Origin of the sequence: Ancylobacter sp. SL191 (assembly GCF_026625645.1) — a bacterium.
Taxonomy (GTDB): Bacteria; Pseudomonadota; Alphaproteobacteria; order Rhizobiales; family Xanthobacteraceae; genus Ancylobacter.
Genome location: NZ_CP113056.1, coordinates 3307089 through 3322305, shown reverse-complemented (window position 1 = coordinate 3322305; position 15217 = coordinate 3307089). Strand labels below are relative to the sequence as shown.

Here is a 15217-nt window from a genome sequence, read left to right as displayed (position 1 = left end):
GCTCATTCCTTTCCTAGAAGGGTGTCGTTGAGGTCTTTCCCGGTATGGGCCTGCAGGCGCGCCATCGGCTTGCCGGCGCGGGCGAGCTGGGTCTCGGCGCGCTCAAGCTCGGCAAGCGCGGCGGCCTTGCCCCAGTCGTTCTGTGCGGCGATGTAGATCTCGCTCACGCACGGTCGGTTCACCGGCTGCTGCGCCAGATTGCCGAGCGACACCGCGCCCCAGACGCGCAGTTCCGGCACCGCCAGCGCGGCCGACAGCGCGTCTTCCAAGCCCTCGGTGATGCACAGCGGCCCGCTGGCGCCGGCCGAATCCGCCTGGCAGGGATCGAGGCCGGAAGGCCCGTGCGCGATCCACATGGAAAGCCCCAGCTGCTCGGGATAGATCAGCTTCGGCTTGTCCACCGGCGCCTTGCCGCTGCCATCCGGCGCAAGGAATGTGTAGTGCAGCGCCTTGAGCGAGCCGGCCGCGTCGCGCAGCGGCGTGACAATGGCGGGGTAGCGCGGGCCGGGCTGCACCTTGTAGCGCTGTTCCCGCCCGTTCTCGATCCGGGTGCCCCACTGCGCGCCCATCCACCATTCGGCGGCGGGCAGATAGCGCAGATCACCGGAATAGTGCGGCACCTTGTCGAGCGGGATGCCCCGGCTCTGCAGGTAGCGCCACGCCGGCGTGCCCGGCATCAGCAGCTTGGCACCCATCCACACCTGGTGCGCCCGCTGGTGGGCGGCGCGCCGGCGGCGTTCTTCCGCCTCGGCATTCTCCTGCTGCCGCTTGGCGCGGGCCTGCGCCGCCGCCTCGCGCTCGGCCGCGCTCATCGAGCCGAGGCCAAGGAAATCGAGCAGCCAGTCCCGCGCGAAGACGAAGTCCGTGATGGATTTACCGTTCAGGTAGGCCACCAGGCCGAACACATCGCCCTTCACCTCGTGGGGGTCGCCGAAATCCTTGAAGCCCCCGGCGGCGGTGCCGCGCGTCCACACACAGAGCGAGGCCGTGCGGTCTCGCCGCATCGGGTTGGAGACGAGGTAATGCGCCCGCCCGCCCCGATGGTGCCGCCCGCCCGGCGCGAGCTGGTTGAGAATGTCCTCGATCCGATCCTGGGCGAGCGATTTCAGCTCGCCCTTGTCGACGCGGCGGGTCATGGCGCCGCCTCAGGGAGGCCGGGCGCCACACCGTCCGCGTTCAACTTGGCGGCAATGGCGTCGCAGAGGCGCCGCCGCTCGGGCGAACCTCGCCAGCCGTGGCGATGGATGGGGGGCGAGAAGGCCGCGAACGCTGCACGCACGTGAGCCGCCGCCGCACGGATCTCCGAAAAGCGGCAATCGGCATAGCCGCTATAGCCAACGGATATCACGCGGCCATATTGGTTGGGCTCAAAGCTCACGTACTGAGCGCCATCGGCCCAGCGAACGTCTCCCCAATGCACTCGCCAGCCGAACACGGATTTGCTGACTATCCAGCTCATGCCGCACCCACCTTCGCCGGCAGCGGCAGCTTCTGCTGCAGGTACTGGGTGAGGCGCGCGCAGAGCACCCCGTTGAGCGCCTGGCCCTTGGTGTGGTGGGTCACGCGGGCGGCGATGAGTTCGGCCTTGAAATCGAAGTCATCGAAGGCTTCGAGCAGCTTCTCGCCGGCGTCCCGCCATTCCTTCGCCGCGCCGAGCACCGTGCACAGCGCCTCAATGACGGGCTTACCCAACATGCCGGGGTTGCCCTCGGCCGTCTGGGTGACGCAGGAAAGCGCCGTCGCCACGGTGTCGCGGCCGTGGCGGGCGATGGCGGCAAGGATCACATTCGGTGCGATGGTGTCGCCGCGCTTCATCAGCGTGGACTGCACCGGATAGCGCAGCACGTTCACATCGGCCGCGCGGCACACCTCATTGCAGATGACCGCTTCCTTGTCCCCGGCCGATACGCGCGCGTGATAGATCGCGACCGAGGACAGCTTGGTCACCTGCCCATTCACGGCGGCGAAAGCCGCCGCCTGCTTCGCCTGGTCGGCGATGACCACATTGCAGGGCACGCTCTCGATCTTCCGAAGCGCCGCCGCCGTGGCGCGGTGCTGGCCGTCAATGACGGCGTAGAGCCCGCCCTCGATGGGCGCGACGATCAGCGGGGCAAACTTCGACCAGTCGAAGTTCCGCGCGATCGCGAACAGGGAGCGGCGCCCCTCGGCCGTGATGTCCCGCTGATAGGTGGGATCGACGCGCAGCTGCTCGATCTTCACCCACTGCAGCATGGGCGCCGCCCCGAGGTCGCGATCGGCGCCGGCGAAGTCGGCCCAAAAGGCCTTTTGGAAAGGCTCGGCATCAATGGCGCGCATCTCACCCTCCGCACGTCGTGCAGGCGAACAGGCTCTCCTGGGTGGGCGGCACCGCCCGCGCGTCGGTTGTGCAGTCGCGCGCGGGCGGCGCTTCCTCTCCGGAGCGGGGAGGGGGAGCGCGCCGGAAAGCGCGGCGCTGGCAGCGTCGATTTCCTCGAGCTGCCGGCGGTAAAGGGCGATGAAGGCGGTGTAGCCCAGCGCCAGCGCGCGGGGCGTCGCCGGCGCGGTCAGCGTGCGCGGGTTGCCCGCCAGCACGGCAGCGGCAGCGCGCTCGATCTGATCGAAGCTGTACGGGCCGTTCACCGGCACGAACCGGTCCTCGCCATCCCGCCGGGCCAGCGCCACCTGCGTCGTGCAGGTGGAAACCAGCAAATAGAAGGGCGGGCCCCGGTCCACATCCTCGCGCGCGACGGTGGCGAGCACCTGAAACTTCAGCTCATCCACCATGGCGCGGTCCTCCCATGGGAGAGCGGCGGGCCTCGCGGGCGAGCCGCAGCAGCACCGAGGCGGCATCCTGCGCCGCCACCAGCCACAGCGCCGCCGTCACCAGCACGGCGCCGAGGCACAGAAGCGGACTACCCATCGCGCCGGCGACAACGGCGGCGGCGAGGCACAGGCCCGACGTAAACAGCGCCGCAGCTCCAAGCGGGGAGAAGCACAGCGTTCCGGCATCGCAGGGCTGGGCAGGCATCAGCTCTTTCATGGGGTGTTTCCCGTCACGGCCACGGCGGCGCGGGTGAGCAGGGCGTCGATCGCGGGATCGTCGCGCATGTCTTCCACGGTGCGGGTGGCTTTGTGCACGCGCTGTTTGGACGTGCCGCAAGCCTCCGCCAGCGCGGTGAGCGAGACCTGCAGTTCGACATGGGCGAGGTAGAAGGCCAGCATCCGCGCCCGTGCCGCCTTCAACCAGGCGGGATCCATGGGGCGGGAGCATCCGTCGTCATCGGCGAGGGCAAGCGCAGCGTCCGCCCCCAGCTCGGTGGAAAGAAAAAGCACCGCGGCCCGCCAGAACGCGAAGATCAGGACAGGCCGCGGTGAGGGGGAGGAACCGGACCCGAGATGGTCCAGCGCCCGGGAGAGCTTGATCAGGGTGCGCGGCTGGGGTTGCGCCCGGCCGTGGACAAGGTCGCGATAAGCCCGCTCGCTCACACCGGCAGCAGCGCAGAGCGCCAGCATGGTGTGGCCGGCGGCCTGCCGCAGACCCTCAATGGCGGGAACGGTTGACAACTGCCGGCAGTTTGATTTGCCGGAAAGCGCCAGCGCGGTCATTCCGCCGCCTCCGCCGCTGCGGCATCTGCCGCCTTTGCCTCGCCCAGCAGCACCTTGAGCCGGGCAAGCTGCTCGCGCTCATAGCCAACGAGAGCGGCCTCCATACGGCGCAGCGTTGAGCGACGCGGATCGGTCTTGCCGTTGAGCGTGCGTTCCACGGTGGTCTTGTCGAGGCCCGACAGGACGGCGAGGTCTTTCTGAGACAAGCCAATCCTGTGAGCGCGCGACGCAATGTCGGCGGGTTCCATTTGCCCATCCGTTCAAAATCTGCAAGTTTGCAGATATCGATCTGATTTGCGGCAGTCCGTCAACATCAATGTTTAGTGTCCCCCACCATACGCATTCGCTGCATATTGCGAGCCGCATTTGTGCAGCGCACAGGCGGACGGCGATGGGCGCGACGGCAAAGACCCCGGCTAAGGCCGCGAGCAAGACATCCGAGACGAAGCAGCAGCTGCGCGACCTGCATAAAGAGTGGGTCACGACGCTTGAGCGCACGCTCGGCATGAAGCCGTCGAAGATTGCGCACGAGGCGGGTCTGTCGGACACGACGCTCACCCGCATCTTCTGGGAAGATTACGCCGGCACCCTCTCGCAAATGAGCATTGCCAAGGTGAAGGCGCGTTTCGGCGTACCTGGTCCCGGCGAGGGGCAGGCGTCCGGCGCCATGCTTGGCTTTGGCGAGGGCGAGCAGGTCAGCTTCAGCAACGACAATGCCGGCGATGCCAACCTCGGCCGCATCGTGGAAGCCATGCGGGATGGCCGCAACGCCGTCGAGCCGTGGCGCATCCACTCGCGGGCGCTGGAAGATGAGGGCATTCGCCCCGGCGACATCGTGATGGTGGACCTCAACGGCACGCCCCAGGCGGGCGATGCCGTGTGCGCCCAGGTCTATGATCTGCGGCGCGGCACGGCGGAAACGGTGTTCCGCATCTTCGAGCCACCGTTTCTGGTCGCAGCCAGTTCCGACCCGAGCCTGCGCCGCCCTCTGCTCGTGGACAATGAGCGCGTGCTCATCATGGGCGTGGTCGTTGGCAGCGTGCGCCCTTGGCGCCTCGGCGCCGACCGCTGATCAGCGCGCCGGCAGGACGCCCACGGCGTAGAGCGCAAGTGCAAGAACCACCGGCCCGAGGATGACGAGGCCGGCAAAGCTCATCCCCACAAGATCGCCGCCCGTGAAGCGCCCGCCAAAGCGCTGGCGCCACCATGGCCGCTCAACCACCTTGTCCGCGAGCGAGACGAGTGGGCGCAGCAGCCACCAGAGCGCGACAGCGAGAGCGGCAAGCGCCACAAGCTGGAGCGCCAATTCGGCGACCTCGTGAAACAGGCCCCGGATGGCGTCAAGGACAGCCATCAGCCCCTGCAAAACCCACATGCGCCCCTCCGCACATACCGCAGGAGCAAACCTAACTGGGGACGAACCGCGCTTCACGTGAAACAATGAAACTCTTAATCTGCATCCTTGCAGTTCAAAATCTGCACATGTAACGTCACCACGTCCGGTTGCTTCGCGGGCGCCGCTCGCGAACCGGGCAGGAGACGTTCCCCATGGAATTGAAAGACCTCGATCCGGCTATCGCATCGGCGTTGTCGGAGCAGCGCACCGCCCTTGAGGCCGGCGCGGCTGTGGCGGGCGCCAAGGGCTGCTTTGCGCGCCTTGGCCTCCGCGTGGGTGAAAACTTCCAGAACGCGCTGACAGGGGAAACCCTGCGGCGCACGCAGCCGGAAGACATCATGGATGCGGTCGGCCGCATGGCCGGGTACCAGATGACGACCACGGCGCTGCAGTTCATCCACATGGTGCCGCCGGCGCAACGCGAGCAGGCGCTGTTCGTCATGCTGCAGGCGATGATGTCGGCGGCAGCGGATTACAGCCACGGCATGATCGGGGCCTACGGCGCCGACGAGGCCAAGGGCGTTCACTTCACAATCAAGGAAAGCGGCCCTGTCACGGTCGAGGGGATGGGAGGGTTCAAGCCCCATGGCTGAACCGCTCACCATGACCCTCGCGGATCTCGCGGAGCTGTTCCGGCGCTCGGTCGCCACCACCGCGCGCCATGTCGCCCGGCTGCAGCAGCAGGAGGCGTTTCCCGCGCCTCTGCCGGGGCGCAAGCCCAAGCTCTGGTCGCGCCACCAGGTGCAGGCCTGGCTGCGCGATCCGCAGCACGCCGCGCGCTCCGTCTCGCCCGCCGCCGCCAATGATGCGGCGCTCGATCCCGCCTTCGCACCCGAGAACGTGGCCGCCGCGCGCGCCCGTCTCGCTGCCCGCTATGGAGCCCCCCATGCTTGAGAAAACCCGCCTCCCGGCGATCGAGCAGCCCGACGAGGAGCTGACGCGCCTTCTCGCCGGCCGGCTGCGCGTTGCCCGCCAGCTTTCCGGCCTGTCGCAGGTGCAGGCCGGCGCCATCGTCGGCACCAGCTTTCAGCAGTGGCAGAAATACGAGAAGGGCAGCACCCGCATCTGCCCCGCCAAGCTCATGCGCTTCGCCTATGCCACCGGCCACACCGTCAGCTGGTTTTTCGACGTGCTGGAAAACCCCATCACGGGCGACGAGCAGGAGATCGTGGCCCTGCTCGCCACCAATCCCGCCTTTGTCCGCGTGGTCCAGCTCTGGCGCACCCTGCCGCCGCCGGAACAGCGCACCGCGCTGGAAACCACCGAGCTGCTGGCCGCGCTCACCCGCGCGCTCGACGATCGGAGGCTCGCGGCATGAAGAAGCGCGTGACCGACGACGAACTGCTGAAGCTCATCCACCACGTAAAGGCGGGTCAGGCGGCAATCCCGCCGATCAAGGTCGGCGATCTCGCCTCCTATGACGACCATCGCCGAGTGGCAGACGCCACGGTTGATGAGCTGGTGAAGAACTACGGCGCGCGGCACTCACAGCCGCTCGGCACCCACCGGCTCGCCATGGCCGGCGTCACGGCGAGTTGCACGAGCGGCCATAGCGGGCTGCTCACCAACTGGATCAACGCAGCGTATCGCGAACTGGACCGGAGGCGGGCATGAAGATCGCGCCACCGGAACAGCTCCGCCGCCTCATCGGCGAGGTGGAGCGCAAGCTCGACAGCCTGCCCTATGCCGGCCGGCTGGATCGGCCGGAGCGCATCGCCCGGCGGCTCGATGCCGGCGCCGAAGCGCTGGCCCGCCTGCGCCGCCGCAAGGGCGTGAAGGTGAACGATGGCTGGGGCGGCACCGCCCTGCGCCTCGGCGGCATCCATGTCACCTGCAAGAGCCGGAACCCGGAGCTTGCCCTGCAAAGCTGGCTCAGCACCGCCCGCCGGCGGCTGGCCGAAATCGAAGGGGCGCGGGCATGAACCGGCGTACCGAGGAACATCTCAGGCGGGCGAGGGCCAACGCGCGGGTGCAGGGCATTGCTGCCGCGCTGGCTGAGGTGCAGCGACTGCACGACAACCCCGTGGCTGCAACGGATGTGTTGGCTGGCTTCGGCTTGTCGATGGGCGATCTCGCCGCTGCAGGCGTCGAGGGTTACGACCTTGACGTGATCTACAGCTGCCAAGTTGAGGCGCCCCGGACATGAACCAGAACACCAAAAAGACCCTCGCGGCAGAGTATTTAGATGTGGTGAAGCAGCTGCGGGCGACGGCTGTTGTTTGCGCCGCGATGATGGCGGCCCGCGACTATGGGAACATGGCGCTGCATGTGCCGCCCGATCCGCTTCAGAAGCGTTGTGCGCGCGCCGCCGATCTGATCGAGCGGCTGGTGACGGAGGCTCCGCCGGCGCCGGTCAGCACATTCAATGGCTGGCCGATGCCGCGCCCCATGCACACCGTCCCACGCGACGGCACGCCCTTCTGGGGCATCATCGGCAACGACGCCATCGCCATGGTCTGGCACGACGGCTTCGGCGCCTTCGTGTCTTCCTGGCACCGCATGACGATGGCGCCGGGCTATACGATCGACGGCAAGGATTATCGGGATCACTCGCCCGTCACGCATGAGCCGAGGGGGTGGCTTCCGCTCCCTTGTTTCATCCGCTACCCGGCGGAGACCGGCTATGACGGGTGACAACGAGGCCGGCGCGCCGATGCGCCACTGGTGCGCCCTCATCCAGTTCCCGGACAAGAAGCCGCTGATTTACGGCACGGTCTTCGCCCGCCACGGCGCACCCGAACATGAGGTGGAGCAGGCATTGCGCGCCTCGATCACCGCGCACCTGCCGGACGGCTGGACCCTCAAGTCCATGCTGCCCGGCGCCATCTTCTTTGTGCCGGAAGGAGAGGCCTGATGACCCGCTCGACGAAGCCCCGCAAGCGCGTGCTAGATTCCCGCCCCGTGCAGTCGAAGCAGGGCAGGGGGCAGGCCAGCATGGCGAAGCTCACCATTCGCATTCCCAACGTCTCATGGCGCGAGGGTCGGCCTCGGTTCAATCCGGGCCCCAAGCTACGCGCCATCGGCTACAAGGGCGAGGATCTGCGCCACCCGGATGGCCGCTGGTTCACCCCGCAGGAGGCGGCGGATTGGGCCGAGGCGCGCGCGGCCGAGGTGGCCGGCCGGCGGCAGGCCAAGCTTGAGACCGGCCGGCTTCCCGCCCGCAAGCGTGCCCGCCACCAGACGATCGAGGGCCTGATCGAGGAATGGTTCGCCTCGCCCAAATTCACCGGCGGCGTGCACCAGGGCAAGAGGCAGCAGGATGGCCTCAGCCCGGCGACCATCGCCGACTATCGCTCCAAGCTGCGCACGCTAGCGAAGCACGATCCGGCCTTCATGCAGGAGCCGCCGCCGGCGGTCACGCCCTCGATCGCGCAGGGGCTGTTCGATGATCTCTGGCAGGAGCGCGGCCTGCACACCGCGCGCGGCATCGTCGCCGCGCTCTCCGGCTGCTGGCGCTGGGCGAAATCGCGCGGCCGTGGCGCCATCGCCTTCAACCCGTGGCTGGAGCTGGAAAAACCCATGCCGGCGCCCCGGCTGGTGACATGGGAGGATTACGAAATCTCCGCCTTCGCCGCCGCCGCGGATCTGCTCGGCCGGCCGGAAATGGCGGACGCCGTTTTCCTCGGCGTTTTCACCGGACAGCGGCAGGGCGACCGCCTCACGCTGGAGCGCGCCGGCCGCGACGATGCCAGCCGCTATGTCTTCCGCCAGTCGAAGACCGGCGCCATCGTCGCCATTCCCGCCGCGCCCCAGCTCGCCACGCGCATGGAAGCCGCCGAGCGCCGGCGCTTCACTCTGGCGGTCATCGGCCGGCCGGGGCAGGGCGAAAGCCAGCAGGACGCGGATGCACGCGCCCGGCGCCTTGTCATCGTCGACGAGACCGCCCGCCGCCCCTTCCTGCGCGACTGGTACAAGCACGTCTTTGCCGATGTCCGGCAGGCAGCGGCGCGCGGCCTCATCCGGCAGGCGGATGGCACGCTGCAGCTCGGCCCGGAAAAGCCGCGCGGGCATGAGGCATGGGCACTGCCGCCATGCCCCTCGATCGCCGGCAAGCGCGATCAGGATCTGCGCGACACGGCCGTGACGTGGCTCGGCCGCGCCGGCTGCACCGTGCCGGAGATCGCCGCCATCACCGGCCACAAGATGGCCGGCATTCACGACGTGCTGCGCCACTACATGGCGACGCACCCCGAAATGGCCGATGACGCCATCAACAAGCTGGTGACGTGGATGGACAAGAAGGGCATGGCGGTATGAGCGCCGGTGTTCGGTACTTTGTCTGGCGCGACGGTAGGCCGCGCTGGAACCCGGGGCCGAGCCTGCGGGCGCGCGGCTTTGTCGGCAAGGATCTGAAGACGGATAGTGGCGAGTGGCTGGACCTCGGCGCAGCACTTGCCGCCGCGCAGCGCCTGAATGAGGCGGCCGGGCTGGGCGTCGCGGTGAAACGGCCGATGAAGGCGAAGCCTCGGGAGGGCGCCGAAGGGTTTGTCTACGCGCTGTTCACCGACGACGCTGTGAAGGTCGGATTTTCTCGTGACCCGTTCTCTCGCGTGGCCAACATGCGCACATCGCTTTCGAGCGACGTTGTCAGCCTGATAGCGGTGCGCGGTTCCCGCAGTGACGAGCGCCGCCTACACGAGGCGCTTAGCGAGCACAGGACAAGGGGCGAGTGGTTTAAGATAACGCCCACCGTGCAGGCTGCTCTTGACGATGCACTTAAGTTCGTGCGACCGACATAAAACGCAATCGTGCGGTAACCACATGTCAATTGATGGTCTACCGCACAGTACGCTTCTGTAAGTGATTGATTTTATTACTTCACATTCAAACTTTTAATCATGGGGTCTTGGGTTCGAATCCCAACGGGCTCACCACATTCTCGCCCACGCCGAAACGCTTTCCGCTGGGCGCGACGATGCGTCATGGCGCTCCGACCGCATCAGCCGCGAATCTGACGCAGTTCCGGCCGGCGCGCTTGGCGACATAGAGCGCACGGTCGGCGTGCAGCAGCAGGTCTTCTATCGAGGTTTCAGCGCTCGACGCGCAGGCGCCGCCGATGCTGACCGTCGCTATCTGGCCAGTTGTGCCCCGCGTAATGGGCGTGCTCTCCACCACCTGCCGCAGCCTTTCGGCAACGCTGACAGCGCGGTCGCGATCGACCCCCGGCAGCAGCACGGCGAATTCCTCCCCGCCTATGCGCGCGAGCACGTCGTGCGGCCTCAGCGCCGCGCGCACGCGGGCCGAAATCTCGATAAGCACCTCGTCGCCAAAGGCGTGGCCGTGGCGGTCGTTCACCTGCTTGAAATGGTCGACATCCAGCAGCAACGCCGCCAGAGGCTCACCGATGCGATCCAGCAGGCGACCCTGCTGAAAGAAGCTGCGCCGGTTCAGCACGCCGGTGAGAGCGTCCGTATCGGCGAGCTGCCGCAGATCGAGCGCGAGCTGGTGCCGTTGCGAGACATCGACATAGGAATGAACGCGGTAGTCGCCGATGCGGAAGCTGTGACTCTGCAGCACCTTGTCGCGGCCACCGCCGGTGCGGATCTGGAATTCGGAGGTCGAGATGGTGCCGTTACCCCGAGGTGCCGTGGCGAGCTTTGCCGCCCATTCCACCTTCGCCGACTCGCGCACGAGCGGATCCGGGTAGAGCTTTATCCACCAGTCGTCGAGCGCGGCGATTTCCTCCAGCGCATACTCGAATATCTCGGTGAAACCGCGATTGGCGAAAACGCCGACATCATCTTCGTCCTCGATCAGCAGCGCCACCGGAAGCTGGTCCAGGATGGTGGGGAGAAGCTGCACCCAGCGTCCCGATGTCGGGCTGGTCTCGCCCACCGCGCAAGACGGCGGGCAAGTCTCGATCAGAGTGAGCGCCCACATCACCTCCGCTGCCGGCCCGAGACGCCGCGCGGCGATCTGGATATGGCGAGATTCGCCAGCAAGGTCGGCGCGCAGGTGCAGAACCTCCGACGCGCCGTCGTTTTCGGCGGCGCGCAGGAAGGCGGCGAGCGTTTCAGCAGAATTGGGAAAGAGCGCCGCTAAGGTCAACGGGCACGCCTTGACCGCGTCGCCGAACAGGGCGCCTGCGGCCGGATTGAGCGCCATGACAGTCTCGGCACGGACCGCGAGCATCGGCACCGCGACGGAAGACAGCCAGTCAAGCTCGGCAGGATTCATGGAATGACTTGCGGTGACGATCGCGACGTTTCGCGCAGCGCATCGCCAGGCGAGCTTAAACTATCCGTCCCCAGCCGGTTGCAGGCAATAGGCGACACTGCATGTCATCCGTCGGCGTATCATCCGATGGTATTAATGCGGCAAACGCAACGAGCCCCGCGGGTGCGCCGCGGGGCTCGCAGGTCTGCTGTATGTCGGTGGCTCAGGCGGCGCGTAGCGTTTGCACGAAGCTGCGCACTTCCTTGTTGAGTTCCACCGCTTGACCGGACAGGTGCTGCGAGAGCCCCTTAAGCTGCACCGAGGCCGCGCCCGTGGTCTCCGCCGCTTCGCCGACGCCGTGGATGCTCTCATTGACGACGCGGGTGCCCTGCGCGGCATGCTGGGTGCTGTGAGCGATCTCGCGCGTCGCGGCGCCCTGTTCCTCGATAGCCGCCGAGATCGCCGCCGAAGCGGTGCGGATTTCGTTGATGGTCGTGGCGATTCGGGTGATCGACGAGACGGAGCGGCCCGTCGCGCTCTGGATCTCGTTGACCTTGGCGGAGATTTCGTCGGTCGCCTTTGCGGTCTGGCTGGCGAGTTCCTTTACTTCCTGCGCCACCACGGCGAAGCCCTTGCCGGCCTCGCCAGCCCGTGCGGCCTCGATCGTGGCATTGAGCGCCAGAAGATTGGTCTGACCGGCAATGCTGGTGATGAGGTCGATGACCGCGCCGATCTGGCTCGCCGCCTGGGTCAGTTCGGCGATTTCTCCCTGGATGCGGTTCGAATCGGTGGAGGCGCTGTCCGCGATCTGCGCCGCGCGCACCACCTGCTCGGCGATCTCGCGCACCGACGCGGACATTTCCTCCGTGGAAGCGGCCACCGTCTGCACGCCGGAAGACGCTTCAGTCGCCGCGTCACTGACCGAGCGGGCCTGCCGCGTCGTCTCCTCCGCCGCGGCGGAGAGGCTGGTCGCGGCCTGGGCCACCTCGTTGGAGGAGGTCGAGAAGGCCTCGGCGAGAGCCCCCATGCGCATCTCGAAGGTCTGAGCGATTTCTTCTTTCTGCTGGCGCAGCCGATCAGCCGACCGCTGCTCCTCAAGGGCGGCCTGCTCCCGCAGAGTCTCGTTGGCGATCAACTCCTGCCGGAAGCGCGCGAGGCCGCGAGCCAACTGGCCAACCTCGTCGCGGCGTTCGGTCTCGGCGACTTCCGTCTCGAAGTGGCCAGAGGTGAGGGAGTCCATGACGTCGACGATGCGGCCGATAGGCTTCACGATACCCTTGGTGGCGATGAGGAAGGCCAGCACGAGGCAGGCGAGGATCGCCGTGCCGGTACCAGCGTAAAGTTCAACCAGCGTGGCGTCGGCGCGTGCGTGCAGCTCTTCCTCGCGCTGGTGCATCTCGTCCTGAAGCGAGGCGACGAGTGTGGCGAGGTCGGCGCGCACCTTCTCCAGAGCCGGCTCGCAGTCCACCATCATCATCTTGTCGGCGCGGTGCTTGTCGTCAGCGGTCGTGGCGGTGAACGCCGTCATGATGGTCGGGCCACACGCTGTCTTCACCTGGCTGTCGAAACGGCTGACGATCGCCTCGATCGGCGCGGCGTAATCCGGCAGGGCGGCCTTGGCCTGCGTAGCATAGGTGTGAAGCTCGTCGAGCCCGTGCGACAGTTCCTTTTCCGCCTCGCGGCTCTCTTCCGGGCTGGTGGAGGCCAGCGCGTGGAAGATCGACCGCTCTGACCACACGACCTCGCGGTTCATCCGCGCCAGGGCCACCGCCGCCTTGGCGTCGCCTTCGATCAATGCCGTATAGTCATCCTGCATTTCCACCATGCGCCAGCCGGCGAACAGGGTGCAGCCCGTCGAACAAAGGCCGAGCAGCGCCACGACGAGAGAAATCTTCCCCAGTATGGGCCAGTTGGTGAATCGCATCGCGGCACTCTCATGCGTTATTGAAGGCTGCTTCAACATGAGTCCGCTTGGCTTGCCCGAGGCTGGCGTCGCCGCACTATCGCCACCGGAACGCTGATCTTTAGCCGTCGGCGCTGCGTAAGCGTTCGCTTAGCCAACGACCGTGTAGAGCGTTCGCGCTTCTTCCGCAGGCCCGCGACGTGCGCCGACAGAATCAATCCGAACCACGACGACTCCCTGCTGCAAAGCGAGGGTGAGCACATCGCCGGGACGCAGCGCGCGGCCGGGCTTATCCAGCCGCACCGGCTGGCTGTTATGGGTGATCCGCACCATGCCGCGCTCAATGAGCGCGACGGCAAGGCCGCGGGTCTTGGCGAAGCGCGCGCGCCAAAGCCAGACATCGGCGCGGCAGGCTGTGTCAGGGTCGCTCATGCGCGACGCAGGCTCCGTTCTTCCTGTCCGTCAACGCGTTAAACCGCGCTCGAGTGCATGGCGGGGATCAGTTGCCCGTCATGCCTTCCAACGTCGAGATGACGAACTGGTGGAACTTGTCCATCGTGTCGATGCTGGTGTGGCTGATATTGGGCTGGCCGGAGAGGTCGAAATTCTCCAGCTGCCCAGTATAGCCGGGCACCGCTGAGACCGGCTTGCCGAAGCCGTCCTGCGCCCAGAAATTGATGAAGACGGCGACGTTATTTGGCACGGGACCGGGGTCGGTCGCGTCGAAGGTCACGCCGAGATCAACGGGGATGCTGTTCGCCTGGATGGTCGTGGCGATGTCGATCACCGCATTGGCACCAAGCGAATGGCCGATGATGACGACAGGGCCGGTATGGCCGGCCTGAGAGCGCGTTTTGATGAGGTCGATCACCTTCTGGGCTTCATCCCAGCCATAGATCTGTGACGTGTAGCCCTTCTCCAACAGTTCCTGCGCCAGGCTGTCCATGCCGAGCGAAAAAACGCCGAAAAGACCGCGCAGCAGGTACACATGCGTATCAGCGCGGGACGGCAGCGGCTGGCCGGGCTTGGCCGTCACCGGCGCCGCCGCCCATGGCGGGCGCGGCGAAGTCTGGGCCGAGGCCGGCACAGTGAACAGGAGCCCGAGAGTGGTCGCCAGCAGCGCGGCCACGACAATGAGCCGGTCGAGTTTCATTCCTTCCCCCGAAGCGCACGCAACGTACGCGCCGTATAAAATCAGAGCCACCCGACTTGTCCATCGCCCGTGGCTTTCTGCAGCCCTGGCAGCCCCCCCTATGACCATGACGACGCACGGACGCTGATCAGCCGGCAAGACGCCGCAGTCGGGCACCGTCGATTTTTCTCGAAATTCGCGGTGATTTTGTTGTTCTTTCCGCTGCGGGCACCGCCCCGGGGAGAGGAACCATGTCCAGACTGCTCATCGCCGCCCTGCTGCTGGCGGCTTCATCGCTTACCGCCTCGGCCCAGTGGGTCTCGGATAAGGAGGGCGGCGCGTTTGACGACGACGCCACCCACCTCGCCGTGACCGTCGCCGGCGACTACGTTTTCGGCCTGCGCTGCCGCAGCGACAATCTCGAGGCGGTGTTCATCACGCCCGAACGGATCGATGATCCCAAGGATGTCGAGGCGATGAATTCGGTGGGCGCCAAGCTTCGCGTGCGGGCGGACAAGGGCGAAATCCTTGTCTTCGACGCCGTCGCCCATGAGGTGAAGGGCACGCTCGGCATGGTGGCCGAGGTGGACGAGGATCTCTTCCTTGAGGTGATGGACGCGGATTCATCGATTTCCGTCGTCATCACCATGAAGGGCGAGAATTTCCACGAGACCAAGTTCAACGCCCGCGGCTCCACGAAAGCGCTGGAAGAGGTCGCCGACGGTTGCGGCATCAGCTACTAACGGTAACCGTGGCCTTGCGCAGCGTGAAGGTAAGCACGCCGTCCTGCTGCGCCTGCCTCTCCAGCCGGTGGCCGTCCTGCTGGGCGAGGTGGGGAATGTCGATCACCGCCATCGGGTCGGTGCATTGGACGATGAGGCATGCGCCCGGCGCGGCCCGTTCCAGCGCCCGCCGCGTGTGCAGCGCGGGCAGGGGGCATTTCAGCCCCCTGAGGTCCAGCTGAAGTGCGGTATCGCTGTCGTCGGACATGGCCGCCTCCGCACGCTTTCCTTGCATATGCGCACCTAATCCGGCGGCCGTCTCT

At 66.8% G+C, this 15217-nt stretch carries 24 protein-coding genes; 12 read left to right on the top strand and 12 right to left on the bottom strand.

All coding sequences use genetic code 11. The annotated features are described in order from the left end of the window. Window positions 1–2: 2 nt before the first annotated feature. Genes OU996_RS15065 through OU996_RS15040 form a run of 6 tightly spaced genes read right to left on the bottom strand, consistent with a single transcriptional unit; the run spans window position 3 to window position 3791 of the window. Window positions 3–1136, bottom strand: coding sequence for a DUF7146 domain-containing protein (locus tag OU996_RS15065; RefSeq protein ID WP_267582424.1), 1134 nt, complete (start codon window positions 1134–1136; stop codon window positions 3–5). Beyond that, window positions 1133–1459, bottom strand: coding sequence for a hypothetical protein (locus OU996_RS15060; protein ID WP_267582423.1), 327 nt, complete (start codon window positions 1457–1459; stop codon window positions 1133–1135). The genes OU996_RS15065 and OU996_RS15060 overlap by 4 nt, the downstream gene beginning before the upstream one ends. Further along, on the bottom strand, window positions 1456–2763 hold the full coding sequence (locus tag OU996_RS15055; RefSeq protein WP_267582422.1) for a ParB N-terminal domain-containing protein: 1308 nt from the start codon (window positions 2761–2763) through the stop codon (window positions 1456–1458). Before OU996_RS15055 ends, OU996_RS15060 begins: the two co-directional genes overlap by 4 nt. After that, window positions 2753–3019, bottom strand: a complete 267-nt coding sequence (locus tag OU996_RS15050; protein ID WP_267582421.1) for a hypothetical protein — start codon at window positions 3017–3019, stop codon at window positions 2753–2755. The genes OU996_RS15055 and OU996_RS15050 overlap by 11 nt, the downstream gene beginning before the upstream one ends. After that, complete coding sequence (locus tag OU996_RS15045) at window positions 3016–3585, bottom strand: helix-turn-helix domain-containing protein (RefSeq protein WP_267582420.1); 570 nt, start codon at window positions 3583–3585, stop codon at window positions 3016–3018. The genes OU996_RS15050 and OU996_RS15045 overlap by 4 nt, the downstream gene beginning before the upstream one ends. Then, entirely contained in the window at window positions 3582–3791 is a 210-nt protein-coding gene (locus OU996_RS15040; RefSeq protein WP_267582419.1) for a helix-turn-helix domain-containing protein, read from the bottom strand. Before OU996_RS15040 ends, OU996_RS15045 begins: the two co-directional genes overlap by 4 nt. A 185-nt stretch (window positions 3792–3976) precedes the next feature. On the opposite strand from OU996_RS15040, the gene OU996_RS15035 reads away from it, so the two are divergent. Next, window positions 3977–4657, top strand: a complete 681-nt coding sequence (locus OU996_RS15035) for a hypothetical protein (RefSeq protein ID WP_267582418.1) — start codon at window positions 3977–3979, stop codon at window positions 4655–4657. On the opposite strand, the gene OU996_RS15030 is transcribed toward OU996_RS15035, so the two are convergent. After that, window positions 4658–4960 carry a hypothetical protein gene (locus OU996_RS15030; protein ID WP_267582417.1) on the bottom strand — a complete coding sequence of 101 codons (303 nt, stop codon included), beginning with the start codon at window positions 4958–4960 and terminating at the stop codon, window positions 4658–4660. A 173-nt stretch (window positions 4961–5133) separates the two neighbouring features. Here OU996_RS15030 and OU996_RS15025 point away from each other — a divergent pair, with 173 nt between their 5' ends. Genes OU996_RS15025 through OU996_RS14980 form a run of 10 tightly spaced genes read left to right on the top strand, consistent with a single transcriptional unit; the run spans window position 5134 to window position 9720 of the window. After that, a complete protein-coding gene (locus tag OU996_RS15025; protein WP_267582416.1) occupies window positions 5134–5574 on the top strand; it encodes a hypothetical protein in 441 nt (146 codons plus the stop codon). Continuing rightward, window positions 5567–5875, top strand: coding sequence for a helix-turn-helix transcriptional regulator (locus tag OU996_RS15020; protein WP_267582415.1), 309 nt, complete (start codon window positions 5567–5569; stop codon window positions 5873–5875). The genes OU996_RS15025 and OU996_RS15020 overlap by 8 nt, the downstream gene beginning before the upstream one ends. Next, a complete protein-coding gene (locus OU996_RS15015) occupies window positions 5868–6299 on the top strand; it encodes a helix-turn-helix domain-containing protein (protein WP_267582414.1) in 432 nt (143 codons plus the stop codon). The genes OU996_RS15020 and OU996_RS15015 overlap by 8 nt, the downstream gene beginning before the upstream one ends. Further along, window positions 6296–6595 carry a hypothetical protein gene (locus OU996_RS15010; protein WP_267582413.1) on the top strand — a complete coding sequence of 100 codons (300 nt, stop codon included), beginning with the start codon at window positions 6296–6298 and terminating at the stop codon, window positions 6593–6595. Before OU996_RS15015 ends, OU996_RS15010 begins: the two co-directional genes overlap by 4 nt. Then, complete coding sequence (locus OU996_RS15005; RefSeq protein WP_267582412.1) at window positions 6592–6903, top strand: hypothetical protein; 312 nt, start codon at window positions 6592–6594, stop codon at window positions 6901–6903. The genes OU996_RS15010 and OU996_RS15005 overlap by 4 nt, the downstream gene beginning before the upstream one ends. Then, window positions 6900–7127: a hypothetical protein gene (locus OU996_RS15000; RefSeq protein WP_267582411.1), complete on the top strand. Its 228-nt coding sequence runs from the start codon at window positions 6900–6902 to the stop codon at window positions 7125–7127. The genes OU996_RS15005 and OU996_RS15000 overlap by 4 nt, the downstream gene beginning before the upstream one ends. Next, complete coding sequence (locus tag OU996_RS14995) at window positions 7124–7615, top strand: hypothetical protein (protein ID WP_267582410.1); 492 nt, start codon at window positions 7124–7126, stop codon at window positions 7613–7615. Before OU996_RS15000 ends, OU996_RS14995 begins: the two co-directional genes overlap by 4 nt. Further along, window positions 7605–7835: a hypothetical protein gene (locus OU996_RS14990; protein ID WP_267582409.1), complete on the top strand. Its 231-nt coding sequence runs from the start codon at window positions 7605–7607 to the stop codon at window positions 7833–7835. The genes OU996_RS14995 and OU996_RS14990 overlap by 11 nt, the downstream gene beginning before the upstream one ends. Next, window positions 7835–9238 carry a hypothetical protein gene (locus tag OU996_RS14985; RefSeq protein WP_267582408.1) on the top strand — a complete coding sequence of 468 codons (1404 nt, stop codon included), beginning with the start codon at window positions 7835–7837 and terminating at the stop codon, window positions 9236–9238. The genes OU996_RS14990 and OU996_RS14985 overlap by 1 nt, the downstream gene beginning before the upstream one ends. Further along, complete coding sequence (locus OU996_RS14980; protein ID WP_267582407.1) at window positions 9235–9720, top strand: GIY-YIG nuclease family protein; 486 nt, start codon at window positions 9235–9237, stop codon at window positions 9718–9720. Before OU996_RS14985 ends, OU996_RS14980 begins: the two co-directional genes overlap by 4 nt. A 181-nt stretch (window positions 9721–9901) precedes the next feature. Here OU996_RS14980 and OU996_RS14975 read toward each other — a convergent pair whose 3' ends face one another. The 4 genes from OU996_RS14975 to OU996_RS14960 all read right to left on the bottom strand — a co-directional run bounded on the left by OU996_RS14975 (window position 9902) and on the right by OU996_RS14960 (window position 14193). Continuing rightward, entirely contained in the window at window positions 9902–11158 is a 1257-nt protein-coding gene (locus tag OU996_RS14975) for a GGDEF domain-containing protein (protein ID WP_267582406.1), read from the bottom strand. Window positions 11159–11360: 202 nt separating this feature from the next. Continuing rightward, on the bottom strand, window positions 11361–13061 hold the full coding sequence (locus OU996_RS14970) for a methyl-accepting chemotaxis protein (protein ID WP_267582405.1): 1701 nt from the start codon (window positions 13059–13061) through the stop codon (window positions 11361–11363). Window positions 13062–13190: 129 nt separating this feature from the next. Continuing rightward, window positions 13191–13472, bottom strand: coding sequence for an RNA-binding S4 domain-containing protein (locus OU996_RS14965; protein WP_267582404.1), 282 nt, complete (start codon window positions 13470–13472; stop codon window positions 13191–13193). A gap of 67 nt (window positions 13473–13539) precedes the next feature. After that, window positions 13540–14193 carry an alpha/beta hydrolase gene (locus OU996_RS14960; RefSeq protein WP_267582403.1) on the bottom strand — a complete coding sequence of 218 codons (654 nt, stop codon included), beginning with the start codon at window positions 14191–14193 and terminating at the stop codon, window positions 13540–13542. 230 nt (window positions 14194–14423) lie between these two features. Here OU996_RS14960 and OU996_RS14955 point away from each other — a divergent pair, with 230 nt between their 5' ends. Beyond that, window positions 14424–14915, top strand: a complete 492-nt coding sequence (locus OU996_RS14955; RefSeq protein WP_267582402.1) for a hypothetical protein — start codon at window positions 14424–14426, stop codon at window positions 14913–14915. Here the strand turns inward: OU996_RS14955 and OU996_RS14950 are convergent. Beyond that, on the bottom strand, window positions 14905–15162 hold the full coding sequence (locus OU996_RS14950) for a sulfurtransferase TusA family protein (protein WP_267582401.1): 258 nt from the start codon (window positions 15160–15162) through the stop codon (window positions 14905–14907). The genes OU996_RS14955 and OU996_RS14950 overlap by 11 nt on opposite strands. Window positions 15163–15217 lie beyond the last annotated feature (55 nt).

Coding starts and splice junctions, on each gene's coding strand:
- OU996_RS15065 (WP_267582424.1), bottom strand. CDS start 1,136: ATGACCCGCCGCGTCGACAAGGGCGAGCTGAAATCGCTCGCCCAGGAT.
- OU996_RS15060 (WP_267582423.1), bottom strand. CDS start 1,459: ATGAGCTGGATAGTCAGCAAATCCGTGTTCGGCTGGCGAGTGCATTGG.
- OU996_RS15055 (WP_267582422.1), bottom strand. CDS start 2,763: ATGGTGGATGAGCTGAAGTTTCAGGTGCTCGCCACCGTCGCGCGCGAG.
- OU996_RS15050 (WP_267582421.1), bottom strand. CDS start 3,019: ATGAAAGAGCTGATGCCTGCCCAGCCCTGCGATGCCGGAACGCTGTGC.
- OU996_RS15045 (WP_267582420.1), bottom strand. CDS start 3,585: ATGACCGCGCTGGCGCTTTCCGGCAAATCAAACTGCCGGCAGTTGTCA.
- OU996_RS15035 (WP_267582418.1), top strand. CDS start 3,977: ATGGGCGCGACGGCAAAGACCCCGGCTAAGGCCGCGAGCAAGACATCC.
- OU996_RS15030 (WP_267582417.1), bottom strand. CDS start 4,960: ATGTGGGTTTTGCAGGGGCTGATGGCTGTCCTTGACGCCATCCGGGGC.
- OU996_RS15025 (WP_267582416.1), top strand. CDS start 5,134: ATGGAATTGAAAGACCTCGATCCGGCTATCGCATCGGCGTTGTCGGAG.
- OU996_RS15020 (WP_267582415.1), top strand. CDS start 5,567: ATGGCTGAACCGCTCACCATGACCCTCGCGGATCTCGCGGAGCTGTTC.
- OU996_RS15015 (WP_267582414.1), top strand. CDS start 5,868: ATGCTTGAGAAAACCCGCCTCCCGGCGATCGAGCAGCCCGACGAGGAG.
- OU996_RS15010 (WP_267582413.1), top strand. CDS start 6,296: ATGAAGAAGCGCGTGACCGACGACGAACTGCTGAAGCTCATCCACCAC.
- OU996_RS15005 (WP_267582412.1), top strand. CDS start 6,592: ATGAAGATCGCGCCACCGGAACAGCTCCGCCGCCTCATCGGCGAGGTG.
- OU996_RS15000 (WP_267582411.1), top strand. CDS start 6,900: ATGAACCGGCGTACCGAGGAACATCTCAGGCGGGCGAGGGCCAACGCG.
- OU996_RS14995 (WP_267582410.1), top strand. CDS start 7,124: ATGAACCAGAACACCAAAAAGACCCTCGCGGCAGAGTATTTAGATGTG.
- OU996_RS14990 (WP_267582409.1), top strand. CDS start 7,605: ATGACGGGTGACAACGAGGCCGGCGCGCCGATGCGCCACTGGTGCGCC.
- OU996_RS14985 (WP_267582408.1), top strand. CDS start 7,835: ATGACCCGCTCGACGAAGCCCCGCAAGCGCGTGCTAGATTCCCGCCCC.
- OU996_RS14980 (WP_267582407.1), top strand. CDS start 9,235: ATGAGCGCCGGTGTTCGGTACTTTGTCTGGCGCGACGGTAGGCCGCGC.
- OU996_RS14975 (WP_267582406.1), bottom strand. CDS start 11,158: ATGAATCCTGCCGAGCTTGACTGGCTGTCTTCCGTCGCGGTGCCGATG.
- OU996_RS14970 (WP_267582405.1), bottom strand. CDS start 13,061: ATGCGATTCACCAACTGGCCCATACTGGGGAAGATTTCTCTCGTCGTG.
- OU996_RS14965 (WP_267582404.1), bottom strand. CDS start 13,472: ATGAGCGACCCTGACACAGCCTGCCGCGCCGATGTCTGGCTTTGGCGC.
- OU996_RS14960 (WP_267582403.1), bottom strand. CDS start 14,193: ATGAAACTCGACCGGCTCATTGTCGTGGCCGCGCTGCTGGCGACCACT.
- OU996_RS14955 (WP_267582402.1), top strand. CDS start 14,424: ATGTCCAGACTGCTCATCGCCGCCCTGCTGCTGGCGGCTTCATCGCTT.
- OU996_RS14950 (WP_267582401.1), bottom strand. CDS start 15,162: ATGTCCGACGACAGCGATACCGCACTTCAGCTGGACCTCAGGGGGCTG.